General features: G+C 61.9%; 18 protein-coding genes. 7 read left to right on the top strand and 11 right to left on the bottom strand.

Going from position 1 to position 21,250, the window contains the following annotated elements; translation table 11 throughout:
- Nucleotides 1-42: 42 nt before the first annotated feature.
- Nucleotides 43-1,386, top strand: a complete 1,344-nt coding sequence (locus tag AC02Y0_RS04470) for an HD-GYP domain-containing protein (RefSeq protein ID WP_476382732.1) — start codon at nucleotides 43-45, stop codon at nucleotides 1,384-1,386.
- A gap of 15 nt (nucleotides 1,387-1,401) precedes the next feature.
- Here AC02Y0_RS04470 and AC02Y0_RS04465 read toward each other — a convergent pair whose 3' ends face one another.
- Nucleotides 1,402-1,902: an avidin/streptavidin family protein gene (locus AC02Y0_RS04465; RefSeq protein ID WP_476382731.1), complete on the bottom strand. Its 501-nt coding sequence runs from the start codon at nucleotides 1,900-1,902 to the stop codon at nucleotides 1,402-1,404.
- Nucleotides 1,903-1,998: 96 nt separating this feature from the next.
- Entirely contained in the window at nucleotides 1,999-2,430 is a 432-nt protein-coding gene (locus tag AC02Y0_RS04460; RefSeq protein ID WP_476382730.1) for an Lrp/AsnC family transcriptional regulator, read from the bottom strand.
- Nucleotides 2,431-2,581: 151 nt separating this feature from the next.
- Between AC02Y0_RS04460 and AC02Y0_RS04455 the strand changes: the two genes are divergently transcribed.
- Together AC02Y0_RS04455 and AC02Y0_RS04450 are read left to right on the top strand one after the other, a co-directional pair.
- On the top strand, nucleotides 2,582-3,685 hold the full coding sequence (locus tag AC02Y0_RS04455; RefSeq protein WP_476382729.1) for a saccharopine dehydrogenase family protein: 1,104 nt from the start codon (nucleotides 2,582-2,584) through the stop codon (nucleotides 3,683-3,685).
- Between the two features lie 242 nt (nucleotides 3,686-3,927).
- Nucleotides 3,928-5,301, top strand: coding sequence for a putative bifunctional diguanylate cyclase/phosphodiesterase (locus AC02Y0_RS04450; RefSeq protein WP_476382728.1), 1,374 nt, complete (start codon nucleotides 3,928-3,930; stop codon nucleotides 5,299-5,301).
- Between the two features lie 19 nt (nucleotides 5,302-5,320).
- Here AC02Y0_RS04450 and AC02Y0_RS04445 read toward each other — a convergent pair whose 3' ends face one another.
- Both AC02Y0_RS04445 and AC02Y0_RS04440 read right to left on the bottom strand, forming a co-directional pair.
- On the bottom strand, nucleotides 5,321-6,760 hold the full coding sequence (locus tag AC02Y0_RS04445; RefSeq protein WP_476382727.1) for a coniferyl aldehyde dehydrogenase: 1,440 nt from the start codon (nucleotides 6,758-6,760) through the stop codon (nucleotides 5,321-5,323).
- A 1,373-nt stretch (nucleotides 6,761-8,133) separates the two neighbouring features.
- Nucleotides 8,134-8,439, bottom strand: coding sequence for an addiction module antidote protein (locus AC02Y0_RS04440; protein WP_476382726.1), 306 nt, complete (start codon nucleotides 8,437-8,439; stop codon nucleotides 8,134-8,136).
- 98 nt (nucleotides 8,440-8,537) lie between these two features.
- Between AC02Y0_RS04440 and AC02Y0_RS04435 the strand changes: the two genes are divergently transcribed.
- The gene (locus AC02Y0_RS04435) at nucleotides 8,538-9,470 is read left to right on the top strand and encodes a hypothetical protein (RefSeq protein WP_476382725.1); all 933 of its coding nucleotides are present in this window, start codon (nucleotides 8,538-8,540) and stop codon (nucleotides 9,468-9,470) included.
- 65 nt (nucleotides 9,471-9,535) lie between these two features.
- On the opposite strand, the gene AC02Y0_RS04430 is transcribed toward AC02Y0_RS04435, so the two are convergent.
- Entirely contained in the window at nucleotides 9,536-12,097 is a 2,562-nt protein-coding gene (locus AC02Y0_RS04430) for a GcvT family protein (protein WP_476382724.1), read from the bottom strand.
- Between the two features lie 257 nt (nucleotides 12,098-12,354).
- Nucleotides 12,355-12,786, bottom strand: a complete 432-nt coding sequence (locus tag AC02Y0_RS04425; RefSeq protein WP_476382723.1) for a pyridoxamine 5'-phosphate oxidase family protein — start codon at nucleotides 12,784-12,786, stop codon at nucleotides 12,355-12,357.
- A 234-nt stretch (nucleotides 12,787-13,020) separates the two neighbouring features.
- On the opposite strand from AC02Y0_RS04425, the gene AC02Y0_RS04420 reads away from it, so the two are divergent.
- Nucleotides 13,021-13,554 (top strand): DUF992 domain-containing protein, encoded by a 534-nt coding sequence (locus AC02Y0_RS04420; protein WP_476382722.1) that lies wholly within the window; start codon nucleotides 13,021-13,023, stop codon nucleotides 13,552-13,554.
- 86 nt (nucleotides 13,555-13,640) lie between these two features.
- On the opposite strand, the gene AC02Y0_RS04415 is transcribed toward AC02Y0_RS04420, so the two are convergent.
- Together AC02Y0_RS04415 and AC02Y0_RS04410 are read right to left on the bottom strand one after the other, a co-directional pair.
- The gene (locus tag AC02Y0_RS04415) at nucleotides 13,641-15,473 is read right to left on the bottom strand and encodes an ABC transporter ATP-binding protein (protein ID WP_476382721.1); all 1,833 of its coding nucleotides are present in this window, start codon (nucleotides 15,471-15,473) and stop codon (nucleotides 13,641-13,643) included.
- A gap of 126 nt (nucleotides 15,474-15,599) precedes the next feature.
- Nucleotides 15,600-16,427 carry a helix-turn-helix transcriptional regulator gene (locus AC02Y0_RS04410; protein WP_476382719.1) on the bottom strand — a complete coding sequence of 276 codons (828 nt, stop codon included), beginning with the start codon at nucleotides 16,425-16,427 and terminating at the stop codon, nucleotides 15,600-15,602.
- A gap of 105 nt (nucleotides 16,428-16,532) precedes the next feature.
- Between AC02Y0_RS04410 and AC02Y0_RS04405 the strand changes: the two genes are divergently transcribed.
- Entirely contained in the window at nucleotides 16,533-17,423 is an 891-nt protein-coding gene (locus tag AC02Y0_RS04405; RefSeq protein ID WP_476382717.1) for an SDR family oxidoreductase, read from the top strand.
- A gap of 19 nt (nucleotides 17,424-17,442) precedes the next feature.
- On the opposite strand, the gene AC02Y0_RS04400 is transcribed toward AC02Y0_RS04405, so the two are convergent.
- Nucleotides 17,443-18,906 (bottom strand): protein adenylyltransferase SelO, encoded by a 1,464-nt coding sequence (locus AC02Y0_RS04400; RefSeq protein ID WP_476382715.1) that lies wholly within the window; start codon nucleotides 18,904-18,906, stop codon nucleotides 17,443-17,445.
- Between the two features lie 265 nt (nucleotides 18,907-19,171).
- Between AC02Y0_RS04400 and AC02Y0_RS04395 the strand changes: the two genes are divergently transcribed.
- Entirely contained in the window at nucleotides 19,172-19,675 is a 504-nt protein-coding gene (locus AC02Y0_RS04395; RefSeq protein ID WP_476382713.1) for a hypothetical protein, read from the top strand.
- Between the two features lie 136 nt (nucleotides 19,676-19,811).
- On the opposite strand, the gene AC02Y0_RS04390 is transcribed toward AC02Y0_RS04395, so the two are convergent.
- Together AC02Y0_RS04390 and AC02Y0_RS04385 are read right to left on the bottom strand one after the other, a co-directional pair.
- Nucleotides 19,812-20,690, bottom strand: coding sequence for a CsgG/HfaB family protein (locus tag AC02Y0_RS04390; protein ID WP_476382711.1), 879 nt, complete (start codon nucleotides 20,688-20,690; stop codon nucleotides 19,812-19,814).
- Nucleotides 20,691-20,700: 10 nt separating this feature from the next.
- On the bottom strand, nucleotides 20,701-21,039 hold the full coding sequence (locus tag AC02Y0_RS04385) for a hypothetical protein (protein ID WP_476382709.1): 339 nt from the start codon (nucleotides 21,037-21,039) through the stop codon (nucleotides 20,701-20,703).
- Nucleotides 21,040-21,250 lie beyond the last annotated feature (211 nt).

The raw sequence follows: 21,250 nt of genomic DNA, 5'->3' as shown, positions 1-21,250 counted from the left end.
TTAATATTAGCGGGATAATCTGCCCCTGACGAAGGAGCCCCCATGACGAACACAATCCGTCTTGCCGAATTGATCGAGGCACTCAGCCACGCGCTCGACATGACGGAGGGCCAGCCCGCCGGCCATTGCGTCCGCTGCTGCTTCATCGGCACTCGGATCGGCCAGGCCCTTGGCCTCGGCGAAGAGGCGCTGCGCGATCTCTATTACACGCTGCTCTTGAAGGATCTCGGCTGCTCCTCCAATGCCGCCCGCATCTGCGAGCTTTATCTGGCGGATGACCTCAAGTTCAAACACGACTTCAAGCTGGTCGACGGCTCCTTCCCGCAGATCCTGAAATTCGTGCTCTCCCACACCGGCATGGAGGCGGGCCTTGCCGAACGCTTCCGCGGCATTCTCAACATCTTCAAGAATGGCGGCGAGATCTCGACCAGCCTCATCCAGACGCGTTGCCAGCGCGGCGCGGAAATCGCCCGCCAGATGCGCTTCTCCGAAGAGGTCGCAAAGGGCATCCTCGATCTCGACGAACATGTCGATGGCGGCGGCCAGCCACAGAGGCTGAAGGGCAAGGAAATCCACCTCTTCGCCCGCATCGCCCTGATGGCCCAGGTCATCGACGTCTTCTTCGTCCACCAGGGTCCGGAGGCCGCCCTGACCGAAATCCGCAAGCGCGCCGGCGGCTGGTTCGATCCCGAGATCGTCACTGTCTTCGAAACGCTGGCCACGCCCGTCTTCTTTGCCGAGCTTGGTTCGGACAATCTGGAAGCCTATGTGCTGGCGCTCGAACCCGGCCGCCAGGCGATCCTGGCAGACGAAGATTATCTCGACGACATCGCCGCAGGCTTTGCCCGCGTCATCGATGCCAAGAGCCCCTACACGTCAGGCCATAGCGACCGCGTCGCACTCTTCACCGATCTGATCGCCGAAGAACTCGGCATGCCCCCGGCAGAGCGCCGCCGCCTGAAACGCGCCGCCCTCCTGCACGACATCGGCAAGCTCGGCGTCTCCAACAGCGTGCTCGACAAGCCGGGCCGCCTCGAAGGCGAAGAATGGGAGCAAATGAAGCGCCACGCGGAATTCTCCGAGACCATCCTCTCGCGCATCGCCGCTTTCGCCGATCTCGCTTTGATCGGCGGCGCCCACCACGAAAAGCTCGATGGCTCCGGCTATCCGCGAGGCTTGAAGGGCGACGAGATCTCGTTTGAGACCCGCATCGTCGCCACCGCCGACGTCTTCGATGCGCTGACCGCTGACCGCCCCTACCGTGCGGCCATGCCAGTCGCAAAGGCGCTTGCCATCCTCTGGGAAGGGGCCGGTCGCCACCACGACGAGACCTGCATAGAGGCCCTGGAACGGGCGCTTGCTCGGGCAGAACTCAAGGCAGCGTGAAACAGCCAAAGCCAATTAGGGAATTGCCGATATTGCTGGGGGCGTGACCTGGGAGTGCAGATCGGTGGCGACCTGCAGGGTAAAGTGATCAGTCCCCTTTTGTGGCTCGTCATTACCAAGCCCGATCGCAAGAACCGTCGAAGACTGCTGCCACTCGGCAACGATTTCCAGACCACCCTCGCGCGATGGCTGGATATGGCCTCGCCACTGCGTCTCCATAGGACAGTCGGCCACGCCGTTGCGCCAGCTCACCTGAAACGCAATGGTCTCTTTCACCATGCGGCCGCTGAGCTCATAGGGAATGCCGCGACAGCCCTTGCCGGGTGCGTTGTTGACGAAATAGCCCTGCAGCAACCCGTCGCGCCCGCGATCCAGCACCATCACCGAGCCATGCCGGTTAACCCAGGTGGAGGTGCCCGCGGCGATATCGAGGGGCAAGCGCCCCTCGCCAAGCGGCGCCGCCAGCAAGACGGTCGGCCAGAGAACCGATGCAAACAACAATGCAACCACTGTCATGCCAACCCTCCCGAAGTATCCGCGAATCCATATCAACACATGGTTGATTAAGAATTTATGGATATAATGATGACTTGGTTGCTTTTCACCGGGATGTCATCGGGCGATGCGCGTCGAGAGGATGATCGACGACAGCGTTCTCTCCACACCCGACAGCTCACCGATCCGGTCGATCAGGCGATCGAGCTCCGAGATCGACGGCGCAGCGACAATGGCGATCAGGTCATAAGGGCCATTGACCGAATAGAGCGCGGACACCTCGCGGATCGCGTTGAGCTCCGCAGTGACAGTGGACAGCGCCTTGGGCGCGATCGTGATCATCACATGGGCCCTGATTAGCCCGCTCTGATAGACATCCGAAAGCCGCACCTGATAGCCGGCAATCACCCCCTGCCCCTCCAGCCGCTCCAGCCGCGCCTGCACCGTCGTGCGCGACAGATCGAGCCGCCGGGCAAGTTCGGCCACCGGCATGCGGGCGTTTTCCGAAAGCAGGGAAAGGAGTTCCCGATCCTTGTCACTGATCTGCATTTCGTCCATTCCTTACGTCGATCTGTTCATATGCATACTGCATATTGGGCATATCGTCACTTGGAATCGACATGCGCCGCAGCCACACTGGTCCGATCAGTGAAAACAGGCTCGTGTCGCACGGGCTCTCATGCATGCGAGGGGCAAATCCATGAAACACGTCACCATCATCGGCGCCGGCAAGATTGGCGGGGCGATTGCGCGCATGCTGGCTGAGACCGGCGACTATCAGGTCACCGTCGCCGATCGCAGCGCCGAACAGCTGTCCAAGCTCGACGCCCATCCGGCGGTCAAGACCGCCGAAATCGATATCGCCGATGCCGCCGCCCTCGACAGCCTGCTCTCCGGCCAGTTCGCCGTCCTCTCCGCTGCCCCCTTCCACCTGACCGGCGCGATTGCCGAAAGTGCGGCCCGCACCGCGACCCACTATCTCGATCTGACAGAAGATGTGGCCACCACGCGGCATGTCGAAGAGCTCGCGCGCGGCAGCCGTTCCGCCTTCATCCCGCAATGCGGCCTTGCGCCCGGCTTCATCTCGATCGTCGCGCATGATCTCACCAAGCATTTCGACACGCTGGACACGGTCCGCATGCGCGTCGGCGCCCTGCCGCAATATCCGTCAAATGCCCTGAATTACAATCTGACCTGGTCGACCGACGGGCTGATTAACGAATACATTGAGCCCTGCGAAGCCATCGTCGAAGGCAAGCTGTCTGTCGTGCCGGCCATGGAAGAGCGCGAGGAATTCTCCCTCGACGGCGTCACCTACGAGGCCTTCAACACCTCGGGTGGCCTTGGCACGCTGGCCAAGACGCTCGAAGGCCGGGTGCGCACGATGAACTACCGCACAATCCGCTACCCCGGCCACCAGGCGATCATCAAGGCGCTTCTGAACGACTTCAACCTGAAGAACCGTCGCGACGTGTTGAAGGACCTCTTCGAAAACGCCCTACCCGCCACCATGCAGGACGTCGTCGTCATCTTCGTCACCGTCTGCGGCTGGAAGGACGGTCGTTACCTGCAGGAAACCTATGCCAACAAGGTCTATGCCGGCGTGGTCGCTTCCAAGAAGATGAGTGCCATCCAGATCACCACGGCCGCCGGCATCTGCACGGTTCTCGATCTGCTCGCCGATGGCACGCTGCCGCAGGCCGGTTTTGTGCGCCAGGAAGAAATCGGCCTCGAAGCCTTCCTTGCGAACCGCTTCGGCCGGGTATATGACCCCGAGGTGATGAAGGTCGCCAAGGCGAGCTAAAGAAGAATTCTCCGGGGGGAGGCAGGACCGGAAGGTCCTCGAGGGGCGGTTCGTCTGACGGCGGACCGCCCCAATCGCGTTCCCGGCACGGCGTCCGCCACCCATTACCGTCGAAACAAGTTGAACATCAAGATACACCGTTTCTTTAGCCACCTAAGTTAGGATATGCTCATTCTTGGATCTCCTGTCGCGGCGCGGCGCAGAGGTTCGATCCAGAGCCTGTGGGCACGATTGGGCGGCATATGATCGGAAAGGGCAGTCAGGAGCACAAGGTCGCTCGGGTGATCCGCGTCTATCAGGCCGTGTCCCTTGCCGTGGCTGCGTTTGCGCTGTTCTGGACCATCATCTTCTTCGTGAGTGACCGTCCGATGATGGCGCTCGCCGAACTCTTCCCCGTCGTTGCCGCCCTCGTCTGCTTCGCTCTGGTCACCCGCGGCCGGCTCGATCTCTTCCTGCTCGTCGCACAATTCAGCTTCCTGATCTTCGTCATTGCCTTCTGCCTGATGTTCGACGTGCCGCAGAATGGCGCACCGCGCGTCACCCATCTCTTCCTGCCGGTGCTCGGCATGCTCGCCTATATCAACCACCTGCGCCGCCCCTCGCGCCTGCAGCTGTCGGTTATTGCAGCGAGCCTTGTGGCCTTCGTTGTCCTCCATGCGGCTGATCTGCGCCTGCCCTTCGCCCAACCGATCCCGCCGGAGCTGCATCGCTACGGCATGTGGCTCAACCCGGCCATGGCCGCCCTGATCTTCTGCGGCGCGATCTATACGCTGCAGCGGCGTCTCTCCGCCCCGCGCGGCATCGCCCGCGATCTGCTGGCCGCCCTTCGGCACGACGAACTCACCCTCGCCTACCAGCCCCAGACCGATCGGCAGGGCAAGGTCCTGGGCGCCGAAGCGCTGCTGCGCTGGAACCACCCGACCCGTGGCCCCATCTCTCCCGCCACCTTCATTCCCGCTGCCGAGGAAATGGGCCTGATGCCGATCGTCGGCACCTATGTGCTCGAACAGGCGCTGGAAACTCTCGTCCGCTGGCAGGCCGACCCGCAGCTCAGCCCCCTCCGGCTCTCCGTCAATGTCAGCGCCAGCCAATTCAACGAGGATGATTTCGAGGCGACCCTGCGCGACCTCATCACCCGCTACCGCATCGATCCGACAAGGCTCAGGCTCGAGCTCACCGAAAGCGTGTTGATCGCCGGCCTTGAACCGGTCGCGGAAAAGATGGCGGCCCTGAAGGCCCTCGGCCTCACCTTCTCGCTCGACGATTTCGGGACCGGCTTCTCCTCGCTCGCCTATCTGCGCCGCCTGCCGGTGAGCGAACTCAAGATCGACCGCAGCTTCGTCGCCACAGTCGCCGAGAACGATCGAGATGCAGCCCTCGTCCGCTCGATCCGGGCAATCGCCACTGACCTTGGCCTCGAAACCGTGGCGGAAGGCGTGGAAACCCCAGCCCAGCTCGCCTTCCTAGAAGCCACGGGCTGCCGGATCTTCCAGGGCTATCTCTTCGGCCGGCCCATGCCGCTTGCCGACTTCGAGCGCGCGGTTTTCGAACCGCAATCGCAGCCGCAAATCCCGGTATCGCAGCAGCGCCCGTCCCCGCGCCTCGCCGCCGGCTGAGCGGCGGCAACGCATATCGTCAGCCGAAACGCCCGAGCAGCTTCAGCATGAAACTCGCCATCCGCCCATAGGGCGGGTAGAGGAACTTCACGCCAGAGATCGCCGACTGTTTGAGAACCGGCTTCTCCTTGCTGAGCGCCAGGAACCCCGCCTCGCCGTGATAGGCGCCGTAGCCTGAGGCACCGACGCCGCCGAAGGGCAGATCGTCCTGGGCGAGATGCAGGATCGTGTCGTTGACCGTGACGCCACCGGCAATCGTGCCGGTCAAAACCCGCTCCTGCGCCTGCTTGTCGTCTCCGAACCAGTAGAGCGCCAGCGGCCGGTCGCGATGGTTGATATAGGCAATCGCCGCGTCCAGCGTGTCGTAAGGCACGATCGGCAGGATCGGCCCGAAGATCTCCTCCTGCATCACGGTGGTGTCGTCGGGCGCGCCGATCACGGCCACCGGCGAAAACACGCGGGCGTCGGGATCATGCGGACCGCCAAGCTCGACCACCTCGGCGCCCTTGTCGCGGGCCTCCTCGACGAGGCGGGTGAGTCGCGCATAGTGGCGCGGGCTGATGATCGAGGTGTAATCGGCGTTGCGCGGCAGGCCGGGATACTGCCGCGCCACCTCCGCCTTCACGGCGGCAAGGAAATCGGCAACGCGCTCGCGCGGCACCAGCGCATAGTCGGGCGCCACGCAGGTCTGGCCGGAATTCAACAGCTTGCCCCAGACGAGGCGCGGCACGGCCTTGTCGAACTGCACGGAGAGATCGAGGATAACAGGCGACTTGCCGCCGAGCTCGAGGGTCACCGGCGTCAGGTTCTTCGCCGCCGCTTCCGCCACCTTGCGGCCGACAGCGGTCGAGCCGGTGAAGATCAGGTGGTCGAAGGGGGCTGATGTAAAGGCGGTCGCGACTTCAGGCCCGCCGGTCACCACGGACACTTCATCCTCGGAAAACGTCTCGGCGATGGCCTTGGCAAGCACCTCGGAAAATGCGGGCGTCAACTCGGACGGTTTCAGCATCGCCCGGTTGCCGGCGGCAAGCGCGCCGGTGAGCGGCGAGAGCATCAGGTTCAGTGGATAGTTCCAGGGCGCGACGATCCCGACCACGCCAAGCGGCTGGCGCAGGATAACCGCGGAAGCCGGTTTGCCCGTCCAAGCGAGCGACACGCTTCGCGGCCGCATCCAGCGCTTTAGCTGCTTGCGCGCATGGCGGATCGCAGCGCGCACCGGCACGACATCGGTCAGTTCAGTGACCACAGCCGGCCGATTGCCGAAATCCTGCGAGATCGCCGCAGCAAACCGCTCCTGCCAGGCCTCGACCATCCGATCGAGCCGCGCGAGGCGATCATCGCGGGTGGCATAGCTGGGTGTGACGTCGATCGCCCAGGCCGCTTTCTGCGCGGCGAGCAGTGCGGCGATGCGCGCTGCGGGATCGGCAGCCTCTGCTTTCGGCGATACCTGTCCGTCCATGGCGGTTTCCTCTCGTTTTTTCTTCTTGTCCAATGTGGGCAGCTTACGCCTGTTTGTTCAAGGGAGAACAAATGATTTTTGTGCCCTCCTCTCCCCCCTGTGGGAGAGGTTGCAAAATCGAGGGCTTAGCCCGATCAGGGCTAAACCTCAGATTTTGTTGGTGAGGGGATCGGTGATGGTGGCGTGAAGAACGGCCCCCCTCACTTGCGATTTCTGATGTTTAGGCGGCTTACGCTCGCCTAATTCATCGAAATCGCTTTCTCCCCCACCAAGGGGGAGATCGGCTCCGCGCACGCGGCCCGCTCTCTCACCCCTTGCGGAACTGAACTGTCAAAAACCCCAAGCTTCGCCGCCGGTCGGGATTGCTCCTTCCGGGGATGGTCATGCTTGTCTCGGACGAGGCGCCAGAAGCAACCTGTCTAAGTAGTTTTATGTGGCTCCTTCCGGCGCCCCGTTCGGCGTCTATTCCCGCTGCATGCGTCTCTCTGGCAAGGCGGCGACGGTCCTTGGAACTTGCGTTCCAGGGATGACCGGGCGCGGGTCCGGCTGCGGCGCCATACACGATGACGCTTCAGCCTGGCCGGTGGCCCGGGAGGTTCCCGCCGGATGGTGCACCAATCCGACCGGGACCCTCGCCCGGGGGATTGCTTCCGATCATTTGCGATCTTACGCCATCCCCGCCGTTTGTTTCGCCTCGCTGTCTGGGTGTTCGCGACAGCGCGGGCGCCTTGTCTGTGTGCCTCTGAGGCACGTCCTTCCGACCAGGGTATCCGGGTTCTGGGGCATCCGACCCCATCACCCTCGTCAAGCCCTTCGTCCGGAGGGAGACCGTTGCAGTGGGCCGGGAATTTGCACCTGCGAGAGTGCTCGCCCCCGGCGCCGATCCCGCCTCGCCTGACATCGCATCGTCAGGTGTATCCGAGGGCGGGACGGGGATGAGTCTAAGAGGGTGGAAATGGTAGGGGATGAAAAAACATGTCGAGATTTGAATTTGCTCGGAAATTTTTCAAAGTCATCCCCCTTTTTTCGGCCGCATGCGCCGAATCTGTGGTTTTCCCCCTCACCCTACCCTCTCCCCGCAGGCGGGAAGAAGGTGCCCCGAAGGGCCGGATGAGGGGCTGAAGTGATTGGGATGAGGGTTGGAAGCCGCAAACGCAACACCCATCTCCCCCTTGGTGGGGGAGAAAGCGATTTCGATGAATTAGGCGAGCGTAAGCCGCCTAAACATCAGAAATCGCAAGCGAGGGGGTCCGTTATCTCGTGGCAACGCAACTGATCCCCTCACCAGCAAAATCTGAAGTTTAGGTGGCTTGCGCTCACCTAAGCCTTCGATTTTGCAACCTCTCCCACAAGGGGGAGAGGTGGGAACCGGGCTACCCGTCCTTCTCCTCGATCGGCAAGGCCGAGAGCTTTAACCCCATGGCCTTCATCAGTTTGAGGACAGTGGCAAATTCCGGATTGCCGTTTTCGCCGAGCGCCTTGTACAGGCTCTCGCGTCCAAGCCCAGCCTCTTCGGCGACGGTGGACATGCCGAGAGAACGGGCGACGGTGTTGAGCGCCCGGCGGATTTCGACTGAATCGCCCTCTTCCAGCGCTACCGCCATGTAGTCGGCGCGGGCTTCCGGCGTGCCGAGATAGTCGGCGGCGTCGAAACGGGGAACTTCATAGAACCACTGCATCTAGTCCCCCCCAAAAATTTAACCTAAGATTGAATTTGCACATATCAACAACTTTATTCAAGATGGGTGAACTCTTCACAAAGGGAATGAGACCCACAGTGACGTTAGTTATCTCCATTCAAACCAATCGGTCGCTTTGGCTAATGGCAGACAGACGCCTGACTGTCGCCAACATAGTATTGCGCGATGATGCGACGAAGATCTGTTGCCTCGATACACTCGATGGAAAAGCGATCATTGGGTACGCTGGTCTAGGCGCAACTGCGCGCGGCATGGAACCATCCGAGTGGGTCTCGAACTCACTACGCGGCCTACGCGTCACTATCGAACAGGCGCTTGAGGTTCTAGCAAACGCCGCTGGCAAAGCACTTCCAGCGCATCTCGTCGGAGTTTCTGAACTGTTTCAACATGTGATGCTTGTTCCGGCTTTCACCAAATCTGCCCACCTTTACTCCATCGAGTACCAACAGAAGGGCAAGGAGATAACCATCGGATTCCGCAGACTGGTTAAGACGAGTGGAGGAACCAGTTTTACTCCGAGAGCGAGCGCTGTTGGCAGCGGTTCAGAATTCTTGTCTAAAAATCCGAATTGGCATCATAAAGTCTGTGGACTCGTTCGGGCTTTCAACAACAAAAAGATTTCCGGCAATGTGGTTGCAGAAGAGTTGAACGCCATGTGCCAGTCTGTCCATTTAGAACTGACTCGGCGAGGAGATAACTCGGTGGGAAATCGCAGTATCATAGTCTGGAGAGACCTTCAAACAGGCGGCGGGAACCATATATCGTACACTGGAAACATACAGGATCAACACTCCGCTCCCATTCCAACGATAGTAAATGGAATGGATATTTCGACCCTGGCAAATCAGATGCTTCCGCACTTTCTGAAGATAGCCCTCCAGATGGAAGCGCATCGCAAAGAGGGACATGGTGAGATGGATCAGAAACACCCTACGATGGAAGCCTTTACACAGAAAGCTGATGAGATTGCTAAAGGGCTTCCATTCGAGCCAGACGAACGATTGCGGTAGTTACAAAAAACCCGCCGGCCTCACGACCGACGGGTCCATAACCCTCTGACCGAACCGCCCTGCCCTTAGCTGCGCGGCTTCAAATTCTCCGGATCGTACAGCGGCTTATACCCCACCGCTGCAACCTCGACCGGATAGGTCTCGGCAAAATATTCGACATTCAGCTTGCGCCCCACTTCGCAATAGTCCGCCGGCAGATAGGCGAGTGCAATGTTCTTGCCGATCGTCGGGCCATAGGCAACCGACGTCGTGTAAGACCGCCGGCCGAGCGCGTCGATCAGCACTTCGCCGGTGGCGGGATCCATGACCGGCATGGAGCCGACCGGGTAGCGGGCGACGCCTGATTTGTCGACATTGTCGGTCATCACGAGCGTGCAGAGCATGGCCGGCTGCTTGTCACGGGCCTTGTATTCGAGATGCTTGGCCTTGCCGCGGAAATCGGCTTCCTTGACTTTCGGGCGGGCGAGATCGGCTTCGATCAGGTTGTACTGGGTCAAGAGGTCGCCGTTCTGCAGGCGCAGGCTCTTTTCCATGCGGCGCGAGTTGGCGTAGGTCTCGACGCCGAAGGCCATGACGCCGGTGGCGCGGAGCGCATCCCAGACGGCAAGGCCGTCTTCGTACTTCATGTGAAGTTCCCAGCCTTGCTCGCCGACATAGGAGATGCGGAAGGCGGTGACGGACTTGCCCGCGATTTCGATCTGTTTGATCGCGGCGAAGGGGAAGTTTTCGGGGTCGAGGCCGGCGGGCTCAGCGACGGCCTTTTTCAGCGTCATGCGGGCATTCGGGCCCCAGATGCCGATGGTGATGTATTTCTCCGAAGTATCGGTGATGGTGACGTCGAGGCCACGATCTTCGGCCACGCGCTTCATGTAGTGGAAGTCGCGCGGGCCGGCATCGGCGCCGTTGACGAGGCGGCAGCGGTCGGCGAGGCGGAAGACGGTGAAGTCGGCGCGCACCATGCCCTCGTCGTCGAGGAAGTGGGTGTAGATGCCCTTGCCGATATTCGCGTCGCCACCGATTTTGGCGGCGCACAGCCATTCCAGGAGCTCGACATGATCAGGGCCTTCGATGTCGACCATGTGGAAGTGGCTGAGGTTGACGATGCCGCAATCCTCGCTCATCTCCAGATGTTCGGCGTTTGAGACGCGCCAGAAGTGTCTGTTATCCCACTCGTTTTCACGAACCGGAACGCGATCGCCGTATTTCTCCAGCAGGTGCTCGTTGGCAGCATAGCCATGCGCACGCTCCCAGCCGCCGAGTTCCATGAAGTGGCCGCCGAGTTCGACTTCACGCTCATACATCGGCGAGCGCTTGGCGCCGCGACCAGACGCATAAGGTTCGCGGGTGTGAACGGCCGGGAAATAGATCTTCTGGGCGGCCTCATAGCAGCGGCCGGCGATGAAGTCTTCGGTCAGCTGGTGCGGGTAGAAGCGGGCGTAATCGATCGAGTTGTGGTCGATTTCGGTGCGGCCGTCGGTCATCCAGTCGGCGATCAGCTTGCCGTAGCCCGGGCCGTCCTTGACCCAGATGGCGACGCAATACCAGAGGCCGCGCACCTTCTGGCTTTCGCCGCAGGACGGGCCGCCGGCAGCGGACACCTGCAGGAGACCGTTGAAGGAATGGCTCTCGTTATAGCCGAGTTCGCCGAGGATCGGGGTAAGTTCCATCGCGCGCTCGAGCGGCTCGAGGATCTGCTCCATTTCCAGATCGCGCTGCGAGGGCGACAGGCGCGCCTCGTGCTTTTCGAGCAGTTCGCGCGGATGGCACATGCGCGGATTGTGCTGCTCGTAGTAACCCCATTCGATCTGGCCGCCTTCGGAGGTCTTCGGGTCGCCGGTGTCGCGCATATAGGCGGAGTTGCCCTGGTCGCGCAGCAGCGGATAGCCGATATCCTTGCCGGTGCCTTCGAACTCGTTATAGGGGCCGAAGAAGGTGAGCGGATGGTCGACCGGCATGACGGGCAGGTCCTCGCCGACCATTTCGGCGATAAGCCGGCCCCAGAGGCCGGCGCAGACCACGACGTGATCGGCATAGATCGTGCCGCGATGGGTGACGACGCCCTTGATGCGACCGCCTTCGACGATCAGCGACTGGGCCGGCGTATTGCCGAACATCTGAAGCTTGCCGGACTTTTCAGCGGCATCGACGAGCTTGCCGGCAACCGTCTGGGAGCGCGGAATGACGAGGCCAGCGTCGGGATCGAACATGCCGCCCATGACCTGGTCTTCCTCGATCAGCGGGAAGAGTTTTTTGATTTCGGCGGGCGAGACATAGTGAGCGCGGGTGCCGAAAGCCTTGGCAGAGGAGAGCTTGCGCTTGATCTCTTCCATCCAGATGTCGTCGCCGGTGCGCGCGACTTCGAGACCGCCGATGCGGGCGTAGTGGCCCATCTTCTCGAAGAAATCGATCGAATACTGCGTGGTCCAGACCGAGAGATAGTCGTGGGATGTGGTGTAGCAGAAGTCCGAGGCGTGCGCGGTCGAGCCGATGTCGGTCGGGATACCCGACTTGTCGATGCCGACGATGTCGTCCCAGCCGCGCTCGATGAGATGATGCGCGATCGATGCGCCGACGATGCCGCCTAGACCGATGATGACGACTTTCGCCTTGGTCGGAAACTCTGCCATAGCCTTGTGAACCCTGATGTCTGGGAGTGAATGATGTGGTGCCGATCTTAAAAGCCCGGGCGGGGCATTTGCAGCCTGTCTGCGACATTCTGCAAGAGACCCACGACCACTTGTCCACGCCCTGATCTGCCGGATCGCGGCGAGAGGGTGGCTTTGCATGCCGCAGAGAGAACAAAAAAGGGCGCCGGTTATCACCGACGCCCGTCTTCTCCGTTGCCGCATGGCGCTTTTGCGTCACGCGGCGATGTTGCGATCCGTCAGAGCCGGATGGTGCCGTTATCCTCGCCATCCCAATACTGAACGGTATCGGCATGGACCTTGATCAGCACCAGGCCCGGCGTCGCGGTCCCCTCGGGAAACCAGCGATCGAGATCGGAATTCCAGTGGGCTTCAAAGACGGCCTGATCGGCGATCAGGCTGGCGCGGCCCTCGGCAGCGATGAAGATGCCGGGCTTGCCGAGCAGGCTGGGCGGCGCGGTGAAGCTGAGAGTCACGGTGGAATCGGCGGTGAGTTCGCGGATCTTGCGCGTGTCGGTGTAGGAAAAGAAATAGCTGTCGCCGCCATATTCGACGTCGCCATTGTTGCTCATAGGCCGACCGGCGATCGCGCCGTCTTCCGCCCGGGTGAGCATCATGCAGAAATCGATCTTCTGCATCTTCTTGGCAAGTTCGGGGAGAGTGAGTGTCATGGGTGCCTCCGGCTTCTGATGTCCGGGACAAGCCCGGAAGCGACCATTTGTTCCGGCGTGGAAGGTGCCGCCCGCGATCGTCGGGATAGGGTGATAAGCCGGTGGATCGCCATTTTGCGGCCTATCTTCAGCCTCAGTTGGATCAATCTTTGCCGATAGGCGTTGTTCCACGCTGCCTGAGAAGCCGAAAACGGCCACCCCTCCCCGGCAGCCGAACATGGAAGGAGAATTGCCATGAAGAAAATGCTCATCCTGAGCCTCGCCGCCCTGCCCGTCTTCACGAGCGCCGGCATCACCGCAGCGGCCGACATGACGGCTGCCGCCCCGGCTCCCGCCGTCATCGAGAGCGACCGCGTCGGTGGTGTGCGCATCGGTTACCTGGATTGCCAGATCGGTGGTGGCCTCGGCTACGTGCTCGGTTCTGCCAAGACCGCAGACTGCGCCTTCACCTCCGTCATCGACGGCGAACCGCTCGACACCTATACCGGTTCGATCAAGAAGTTCGGCGTAGATCTCGGCTTCACCACCAAGAGCCGCGTGATCTGGGCCGTCTTTGCCCCGACCGCCGGCTACCACAAGGGCTCGCTCGGTGGCCTCTATGGCGGTGCGACCGCAGAGGCGACCGTCGGTGCCGGCATTGGCGCCAACGTTCTGTTCGGCGGCACCTCCGGCTCGATCCATCTGCAGCCCGTCAGCGTCTCCGGCCAGATCGGCCTGAACATTGCGGCCACCGGCACCTCGATGACGCTGCAGCCGTCGGCGATCTGATCGGCAGCATCAGTCAGACTATGAGAAAGGCGCCTCGCAAGGGGCGCCTTTTTTGATGTCCTGGAGTATGACGGCTGACGTCGGTGTTAGCCCTCCGCCTCCAGAAACCCACCCGACTGCCGCGCCCAGAGACCGGCATAGTGGCCGCCGAGCGCGAGCAGCTCGGCATGCGTGCCCTGCTCGACAATGCGCCCCCGGTCGAGGATGACGAGGCGATCCATGGAGGCGATCGTCGAGAGCCGGTGGGCGATTGCGATGACCGTGCGGTCCTGCATCAGGCCTTCCAGACTGGTCTGGATCGCCTGCTCGACCTCCGAATCGAGCGCCGAGGTCGCCTCGTCGAGGATCAGGATCGGCGCGTTCTTGAGGATCACCCGGGCAATCGCAATGCGCTGGCGCTGGCCGCCGGAGAGTTTCACCCCGCGCTCGCCGACATGGGCATCGAAGCCGGTGCGAAGGTTCCAGTCGGAAAGCTGCTCGATAAATTCGACCGCATGCGCCTGGCGTGCTGCTTCGATCACCTCGGCGCGCGTGGCCGAGCGGCGGCCATAGGCGATGTTGTCGTGGATCGAGCGATGCAGCAGCGAGGTGTCCTGCGTTACGACCGAGATATGCTGGCGGATGCTTGCCTGCGTCGTGTGGGCCACGTCCTGGCCGTCGATGGTGATACGGCCGGATTCGAGATCGTAGAAGCGGAGGAGCAGGTTCATCAGCGTCGATTTGCCCGCCCCCGAGCGGCCGACAAGGCCGATCCGTTCGCCGGGCTTGATGTCGAGCGAGAGGTTCTCGATGATGCCGCCCTTGCGGCCATAGTGGAACGAAACGTCGTCGAAGCGGATCGCGCCCTTGGTGACCACCAGCGGTCGGGCGGCCGGCGTGTCGGTGAGGCCGATCGGCTTGGCGATCGTTTCCATCGCCTCATGCACCGTGCCGACCTGATCGGAGATCTGGGTGATTTCCTGCGCCACGCGGGCGGATGTGCCGGAGATCTGCAGGGTCATCGGCAGGACCATGGCCACCACGTCGATGCCGATTGCCCCATCGACCCAGAGCTGGACGGCAACCCAGGTGGTGCCGGCGATCAGCAGGCCGGAGAGGATGGTAAGGCCGATGGAGAAGAGCGACAGCCAGCGATGCTGGGTGATCATCCGGCCGGTATGCTTGTCGACGCTTTCGCGCACGAAGGCATCCTCCTCCTCGGGGCGCGCGAAGAGCTTCACCGTCATGATGTTGGTATAGCTGTCGACGATGCGACCGACCATTTCCGAGCGTGCATAGGCAATCGCCTTCGAGCCGAGGCGGATCTGCGGCACGATCAGGATGAGGAAGCCGATATAGGCGATTGTCCACAGCGCCACCGGCAGCACCAGCCACCAGCTGGCGGCGGCCAGAAAGGCCGACGTGATGACGCCGAGGGCGGCGAGATACCAGACGACCGAGATGATCGAGACAACCGAGCTTCGAAGCGTATGGCCGATTTCCAGGATGCGCGAGCCGATGCGCCCGGCGAAATCATTCTGGAAGAAGGAGATGTTCTGGCGGATGACATGCCAGTGGCTCTGCCAACGGACCATGTTGGTGACACCAGGGGCAATCGACTGGTTGAGCACCAGCCCCTGCAGCGTCGTCACCAGCGGGCGGATGACGAGGACCAGCACAATCAACCCGAAGATCAGGCCGGACGCTTCGGAAAATACCTGTTCTTTCGGCGTCGAGGTCAACACCTCCACAAGCCGCCCCATCAACACCGGGATCGCGGCATCGGCAATGGCGACCAGGAGGCTCGCGAGCAGAAGTGCGATGAACAGCCCCTTCGCCTGGCGCACGAAGAACCAGTAGAAATTCAGAAGTCCTTCCGGCGGATCCCCCGGCGTCTCGCGGGCGGTGGGAACGATAATGGTCTCGAAATAGCGGAGCATGAAATTGTCTCTGAAAATGGGAGGCGGCGGGGCAGTGCAGGCGGGAGACTCAAGCGAGCACTGGACGACAACTCCTAGCACTCCACGCTGGCAATGGGACAATTTCGCGACGGCGCTCAGACCGTCTCAGACCGGCCCCGCTCGCTCATCGCCCACCAGGGCACGGATTCGATCTGCGACCTCGGGATCGATCGGCGTGTAGACCATCAGGTTGAGATCGACCCGTCCGTCGACGGCGAAGGCGGAGTATTCGAGATCGATGGTGCCGAGGACAGGATGCGCCAACCGCTTGGCCCCTTCCCCGGGAACGCTGATCTCGTTCTCGGCCCAGATCCGGCGAAAGTCGGCGCTCGCCTCGGAAAGCTCATCAACGAGGTCGCCGATCTGCGACACCGCACCGGCCCTGGCGGCATCGGCTCGAAAGGCAGCGATCGAAAAGCGCGCAATCGCCTCCCAGTCATGCTGCTTGGCGCGAACCTCGGGATTGCGAAACAGATATCGCAGCATGTTGCGCTCGCCCGGCGGCAGCTTTCCATAATCGGAGAGAACGATGGTGGCCGCGCGGTTCCACGCAACCACATCCCAGGTTGCGGTCTTCACCACGGCAGGACAGGTGTCGAGTCGGTCGATGAAGCGCTGCAGGCGCGGGCTGACGCCGTCCACGGACGTGTAGCGCGCCTCGGGCGGGCGCCCCAGTCCCAGCATGAACAAGTGCTCGCGCTCCGCTTCCGTCAGCAGCATGGCCCGAGCGATGCGGTTGAGCACATCGGCGGAGGGCGCACCACCGCGCCCCTGTTCGAGCCAAGTATACCATGTCGGACTGATATTGGCTCGCTGGGCAATTTCCTCGCGCCGCAGACCCGGCGTGCGGCGTCGTCCGGACAGGCCGAAGGTCGCCGGGTCCAAACGCGTCCTGCGGTCGCGGAGAAAACTCGCCAATGTCGTCGCGGCCATGAAGGACTGCCTATCCTGAGAGGAATTATACCATGATAAGGTCACTACTTTAACAGGATAACAGATCTGCCATTGCTTGTCCCGTTCACTGGAAAGGATACAGGCATGCAAATCTTCATCACAGGAGCCACCGGCTTTATCGGCTCGGCCGTCATCCCTCAATTACACGCTGCCGGACATCAGGTGCTGGGCCTGACCCGATCGCAACAAGGCGCCGACATGCTGCGGGCGATGGGCGCGGAAGCGCATCTGGGCGCGCTTGAGGACTTGGACAGCCTCAACCGCGGGGCCGAGAGGGCGGATGCCGTCATCCATCTCGCCTTCGACCACGATTTCTCAAACTACGAGGCCAATTGCCGGAAGGATGCCGACGCGATCGCAGCGCTTGGTAAGCCGCTTGTAGGCTCCGACCGCCCGATGTTGATCACCTCTGCAATTGGCATGGGCATCGCAACCCCAGGCGATGTGGCCAAGGAGAACATACTCGACCTCCAGCACAGAAACCCGCGCATCGCGTCCGAAAAGGCGGGGCAGGACCTTCTTCAGGCGGGCGTTAACCTCATCACCATCCGCCTCTCGCAAATTCACGATATCAAGCGCCAGGGCCTGGTCAGCTATCTCATAGACGCGGCACGTGCGCGAAACGCGGCAGCTTACGTTGGCGACGGCGACGCCCGCTGGTCGGCCTGCCATGTGAGCGATGCCGCCCTGCTCTACCGGCTGGCCCTGGAAAAGGGTGGGCGCGGTGCGCGCTACCACGCCGTCGATGAGCAAGGCATCAGCCTTCGCAACATCGCTCACGCGATCGGTGAGCGGTTCGACCTTCCGGTGCAATCCGTTTCAGCGGAACAGGCCCCGGATTATCTTGGTGCGATGTCAGGCTTCGCGACCTTCGACATGCCGGCGTCCTCCGTGCTGACGCGGGCAGCACTAGGCTGGAAGCCGGCCGGTCCCGGCCTTCTGGACGACATCAGGAGCATGCCGCACGAAGCCTGAAAAGTGAGGCCCGATCGCCTCACGTCCCGCAGAACGTCCGCGTCACCCGCTCGTCCGGCCTGGGCGGCACGCGCAGATCGGCGGTATCGGGATCCTCTGCATAGGGATTGGCGAGCGCCTCGACGAGACGATGGAAGAAGGAGAAGTCGCCATAAACAGCAGCGGCAATCGCCTCTTCGATTCGGTGGTTGCGGGCAATCAGCGCCGGATTGACCGCCTCCATCGCGGCCTGACGCTCAGACGCTGACCTGTTGTCGTCGATGCGGGCATGCCAGCGGGTGAACCAGTCGGAAAGACCCGGTTGCGGGACTGTGAAGAGGTCAGTCAGCGTTTCCACGGGCGCCCCGCCGGCGACTTTGGAGAGCGCGCGGAAGGTCAGCGTGAAATCCGCCTCGCCCTGATGCATCAGTTCGAGGAAATCGGTGACAAGCGGGCGATCGTCTTCACCCTCGCCCGTCACACCGAGCTTTGCCGCAAACCGCGCCAGCCATTCGGCCTGGAAGACATCGCCGAAGGCTTTGAGCACGCCGTTTGCCGCCTCCAGCGCCTTGTCTTCGTCTGCATCGAGGACCGGCAGCAGGCATTCGGCGAGCCGCGCGATGTTCCACTGGCCGATACCGGGCTGGTTGGCATAGGCATAGCGGCCGCGCTGGTCGATCGAGGAGAAGACCTTGCGCGGATCATAGTCGTCGAGGAAGGCGCAAGGGCCGAAATCGATGGTTTCGCCGGAGATCGCCATGTTGTCGGTGTTCATCACGCCATGGATGAAGCCGATCGACAGCCAGCGGGCAATGAGCCGCGCCTGCCGTTCCGCAACCAGGGTCAGCATGGCGAGATACGGGTTCCCGGCCGCCCGCGCTTCCGGATAGTGTCGGTCGATGACATGGTCGGCAAGCGTCTGGACGGCCTCTTCATCGCCTTGTGCGGCAAAGAACTGGAAGGTGCCGACACGAATGTGGCTGGCAGCGACCCGGGTAAAGACGGCGCCCGGCAGCATGGTCTCGCGCATCACGGTTTCGCCGGTCGCAACCGCCGCAAGCGCGCGCGTTGCCGGCACGCCAAGCGCGGCAAACGCCTCGGACACGATGTATTCGCGGAGCACCGGGCCCAGCGCCGCCATGCCATCGCCATTGCGCGAAAACGCTGTTGGCCCCGAGCCCTTGAGCTGAATATCGCGACGGCGCCCAACGCGATCGACGACCTCGCCGAGAAGCAGCGCCCGCCCATCACCGAGCTGCGGGTTGAAATGGCCGAACTGGTGGCCCGCATAGGCCTGCGCCAGCGGCTCGGCACCCACGGGGATCACCTGCCCGCCGAACAGCTGGGCGAGACGCTCGCTATCCGCCTCCGCAACATCGAGCCCCAGCTCCTCTGCCAGCGCCTGGTTGAAGCGGATCAGCTGCGGTGCGCGGGCAGCGGCGGGTTTTGCCGGTCGGTGGAAGCGCTGCGGCAGGCGGGCGTAAGTGTTGTCGAAGGAAAACAAAGGGGCACTCCTGGTCCGGCAGCAAGCCGGACAATGTCATGGGCTTCATCCAGATATGGGATGACCCGGGGGCGAGACAAGCAGAACTGGAGGGCATGACCGGCTTTAGGCTTAAGACCTGCCCGCCCTCCAACCGCCAAGACCAGGCGGTCGAAACTTCCAGGCGACACCGATCCCTTGCGGGCAAACGACCGGACGCGCTACGATCGGCGATGAAGTCCCGGGAGGCCAAGCGGCCTCTCTGGCCAATGCCTGCGAGACCCTGATGCGCCCTGCCCGACAGCTGATTGCCGCCCTGATGCTCCTCCCCCTTGCAGCGCTTGCCGCCTGCACGACGACCGAAGACGCCAATCGCGCGCTGCAATCCCGCTGGATCGGCCAGCCGGCCGAGCGCTTCTTTGCAGCCTATGGCCCACCGATCGACGAATATCCGCTGTCCTCGGGCAAGATCTACACCTGGCGCGGTGGCGACAAGACACGCTACATCCCACCGGTCTATTCCCGTCCGGAACCAGCCCGCACCATCGTGCGCACCGAAACCCGCCAGGACGGCTCGGGCCAGACGGTGACCCAGACCCGGGTCATCACCCGCGACCCCTTCTGGGAGCCGGAAGTGATTACGCCCGGCCGCTACGAGCAGCTCTTCTGCGAATTGCAGATCAACACCGACGCATCAGGCGTGATTTCGACGATCCGCGCCAGCAACGACACTACCGGCAACGGCTTCAGCCTGTCGCGCTGCGCGGAAGTGCTCGGCGTCGAGAAGTGATGATTTTCAAGTAATTCGGCCAGCAACGCCGGAGAATTGAAGAAGAAAAGCAATACATCGCCCGAAACCAATCTCAGGCGATGTCTGTTTCTGAGCCAGGATTCAACGCGACCAAACCGGGCGCGCTAAGGATGCATCAGTTGATCGATGCGACCTCTGCGGCCATCGCGCGGTCATCCTGTGAAGCCTGGGGCAGAAGCGCGTCGCAGGCGCCCTTGTGGCCGGTCAGCTCCTTAACCAAATCATAGGTTGCATCAGCCAGCGTCCAACGGACGGCAGCCTGCAACCCTTCCTGGGACTTGCTGCCGATCTTGATGTCGAACAACTCGTCCGAGAAGAAGCGGAAGACCGAGGCGAAAACCTCACGACCGACCGCCTGCTTCGAATAGGAATTGGCCTTGATGATGCGGGTGGACTTGGTGTCCGTGACCCGGATATCGACCGCAGCCGTCACGGCAAACCGTCGGGCACCGGCACCGGCACCACCAACGCTTGCCTCGAGGCCACCGGAATAGGTGTTGAAGTCAAGCTGGGTGATCACACCGTCGATGACATAATCGGAGCCACGCAACGCGCCTTTGACCAGCGGCCGGAACGGCAGGCTTTCGTCACCGACGACGACATTGCCGCCATCCCCCAGGATCTGCTCGCGAGCACGGGCGATTTCCCACTCCGAGACGGCCGTATTCGACCGATTGACCTGCTTCACGCCCGCCTTCTGCAACAGCGACACCATCATGCCGGCGCTGTCGCGCGGCAGATAATTGCCGGTTTCTTCAGACGAATAACGCCCGGTTTGATCAGTGATGACATGCACGGCGAATATGCGCGGATAGCGCTGAACCTCAGGGGTCTTGCTCAGGCATTCCAGGGCCGCATCGACAGGCGTGCGTGTCGCAATCGGAACAGGACCGAGGAAGGGTTCCTTGGGAGCTTGCTCGGCCGTTTGCGATTGGCAGGCGGCGAGAAAAATGACCGGAGCAAGCAGGAGGCCACGCAATTTACCAGAAGTCATGCCTCGGGCCTCAATTGTTCAGGATCGAATTGTTGCTGTCGGTCTGGGTGATCGTCTGGGCACCGGAATTGGTCTGGGTGGTGGTGATCGTGTTGCCGGATCCGTTGATCGTGATGGTCGTGGCATTCCCGGTCTGCTGCGTGCCCAATCCGGCCGCCGAACCGACGCCCGTCGCGGGAAACTTTCCTTGCAATTCCAGACGTGTACGCTCGAGATTGAGAAGGACCTGGCGCTCGTTGGCGGAGCGGAACTGATAGGGCCGATCTTCGCCAAGACCATTCGCGACCGCCACGGAGGGCGCCATGACAGCGAGCATCAACAGACCTGCAGCATATCTAGAAATGACCATAACTCCCCCCTACAATTCTACAGTTTACTAGCCTCTTCCAAGCCGTATCCGAAGGATGGGATAGCACTAAAGGCAGCCGGAGACAGCGAAAATCCACTGCGAAAACAAATAAGCGGATAAGACATCTCCCATTCGTTGCCTAAAGACAACACCACTACACAACAACGGATAAACCACTGACGACGCTGGACAATAGAAGATGGATGACGCA

It is taken from the genome of Allorhizobium sp. nf9_anc (assembly GCF_056323085.1).
This window is presented reverse-complemented; position numbering and strand designations above follow the sequence as displayed.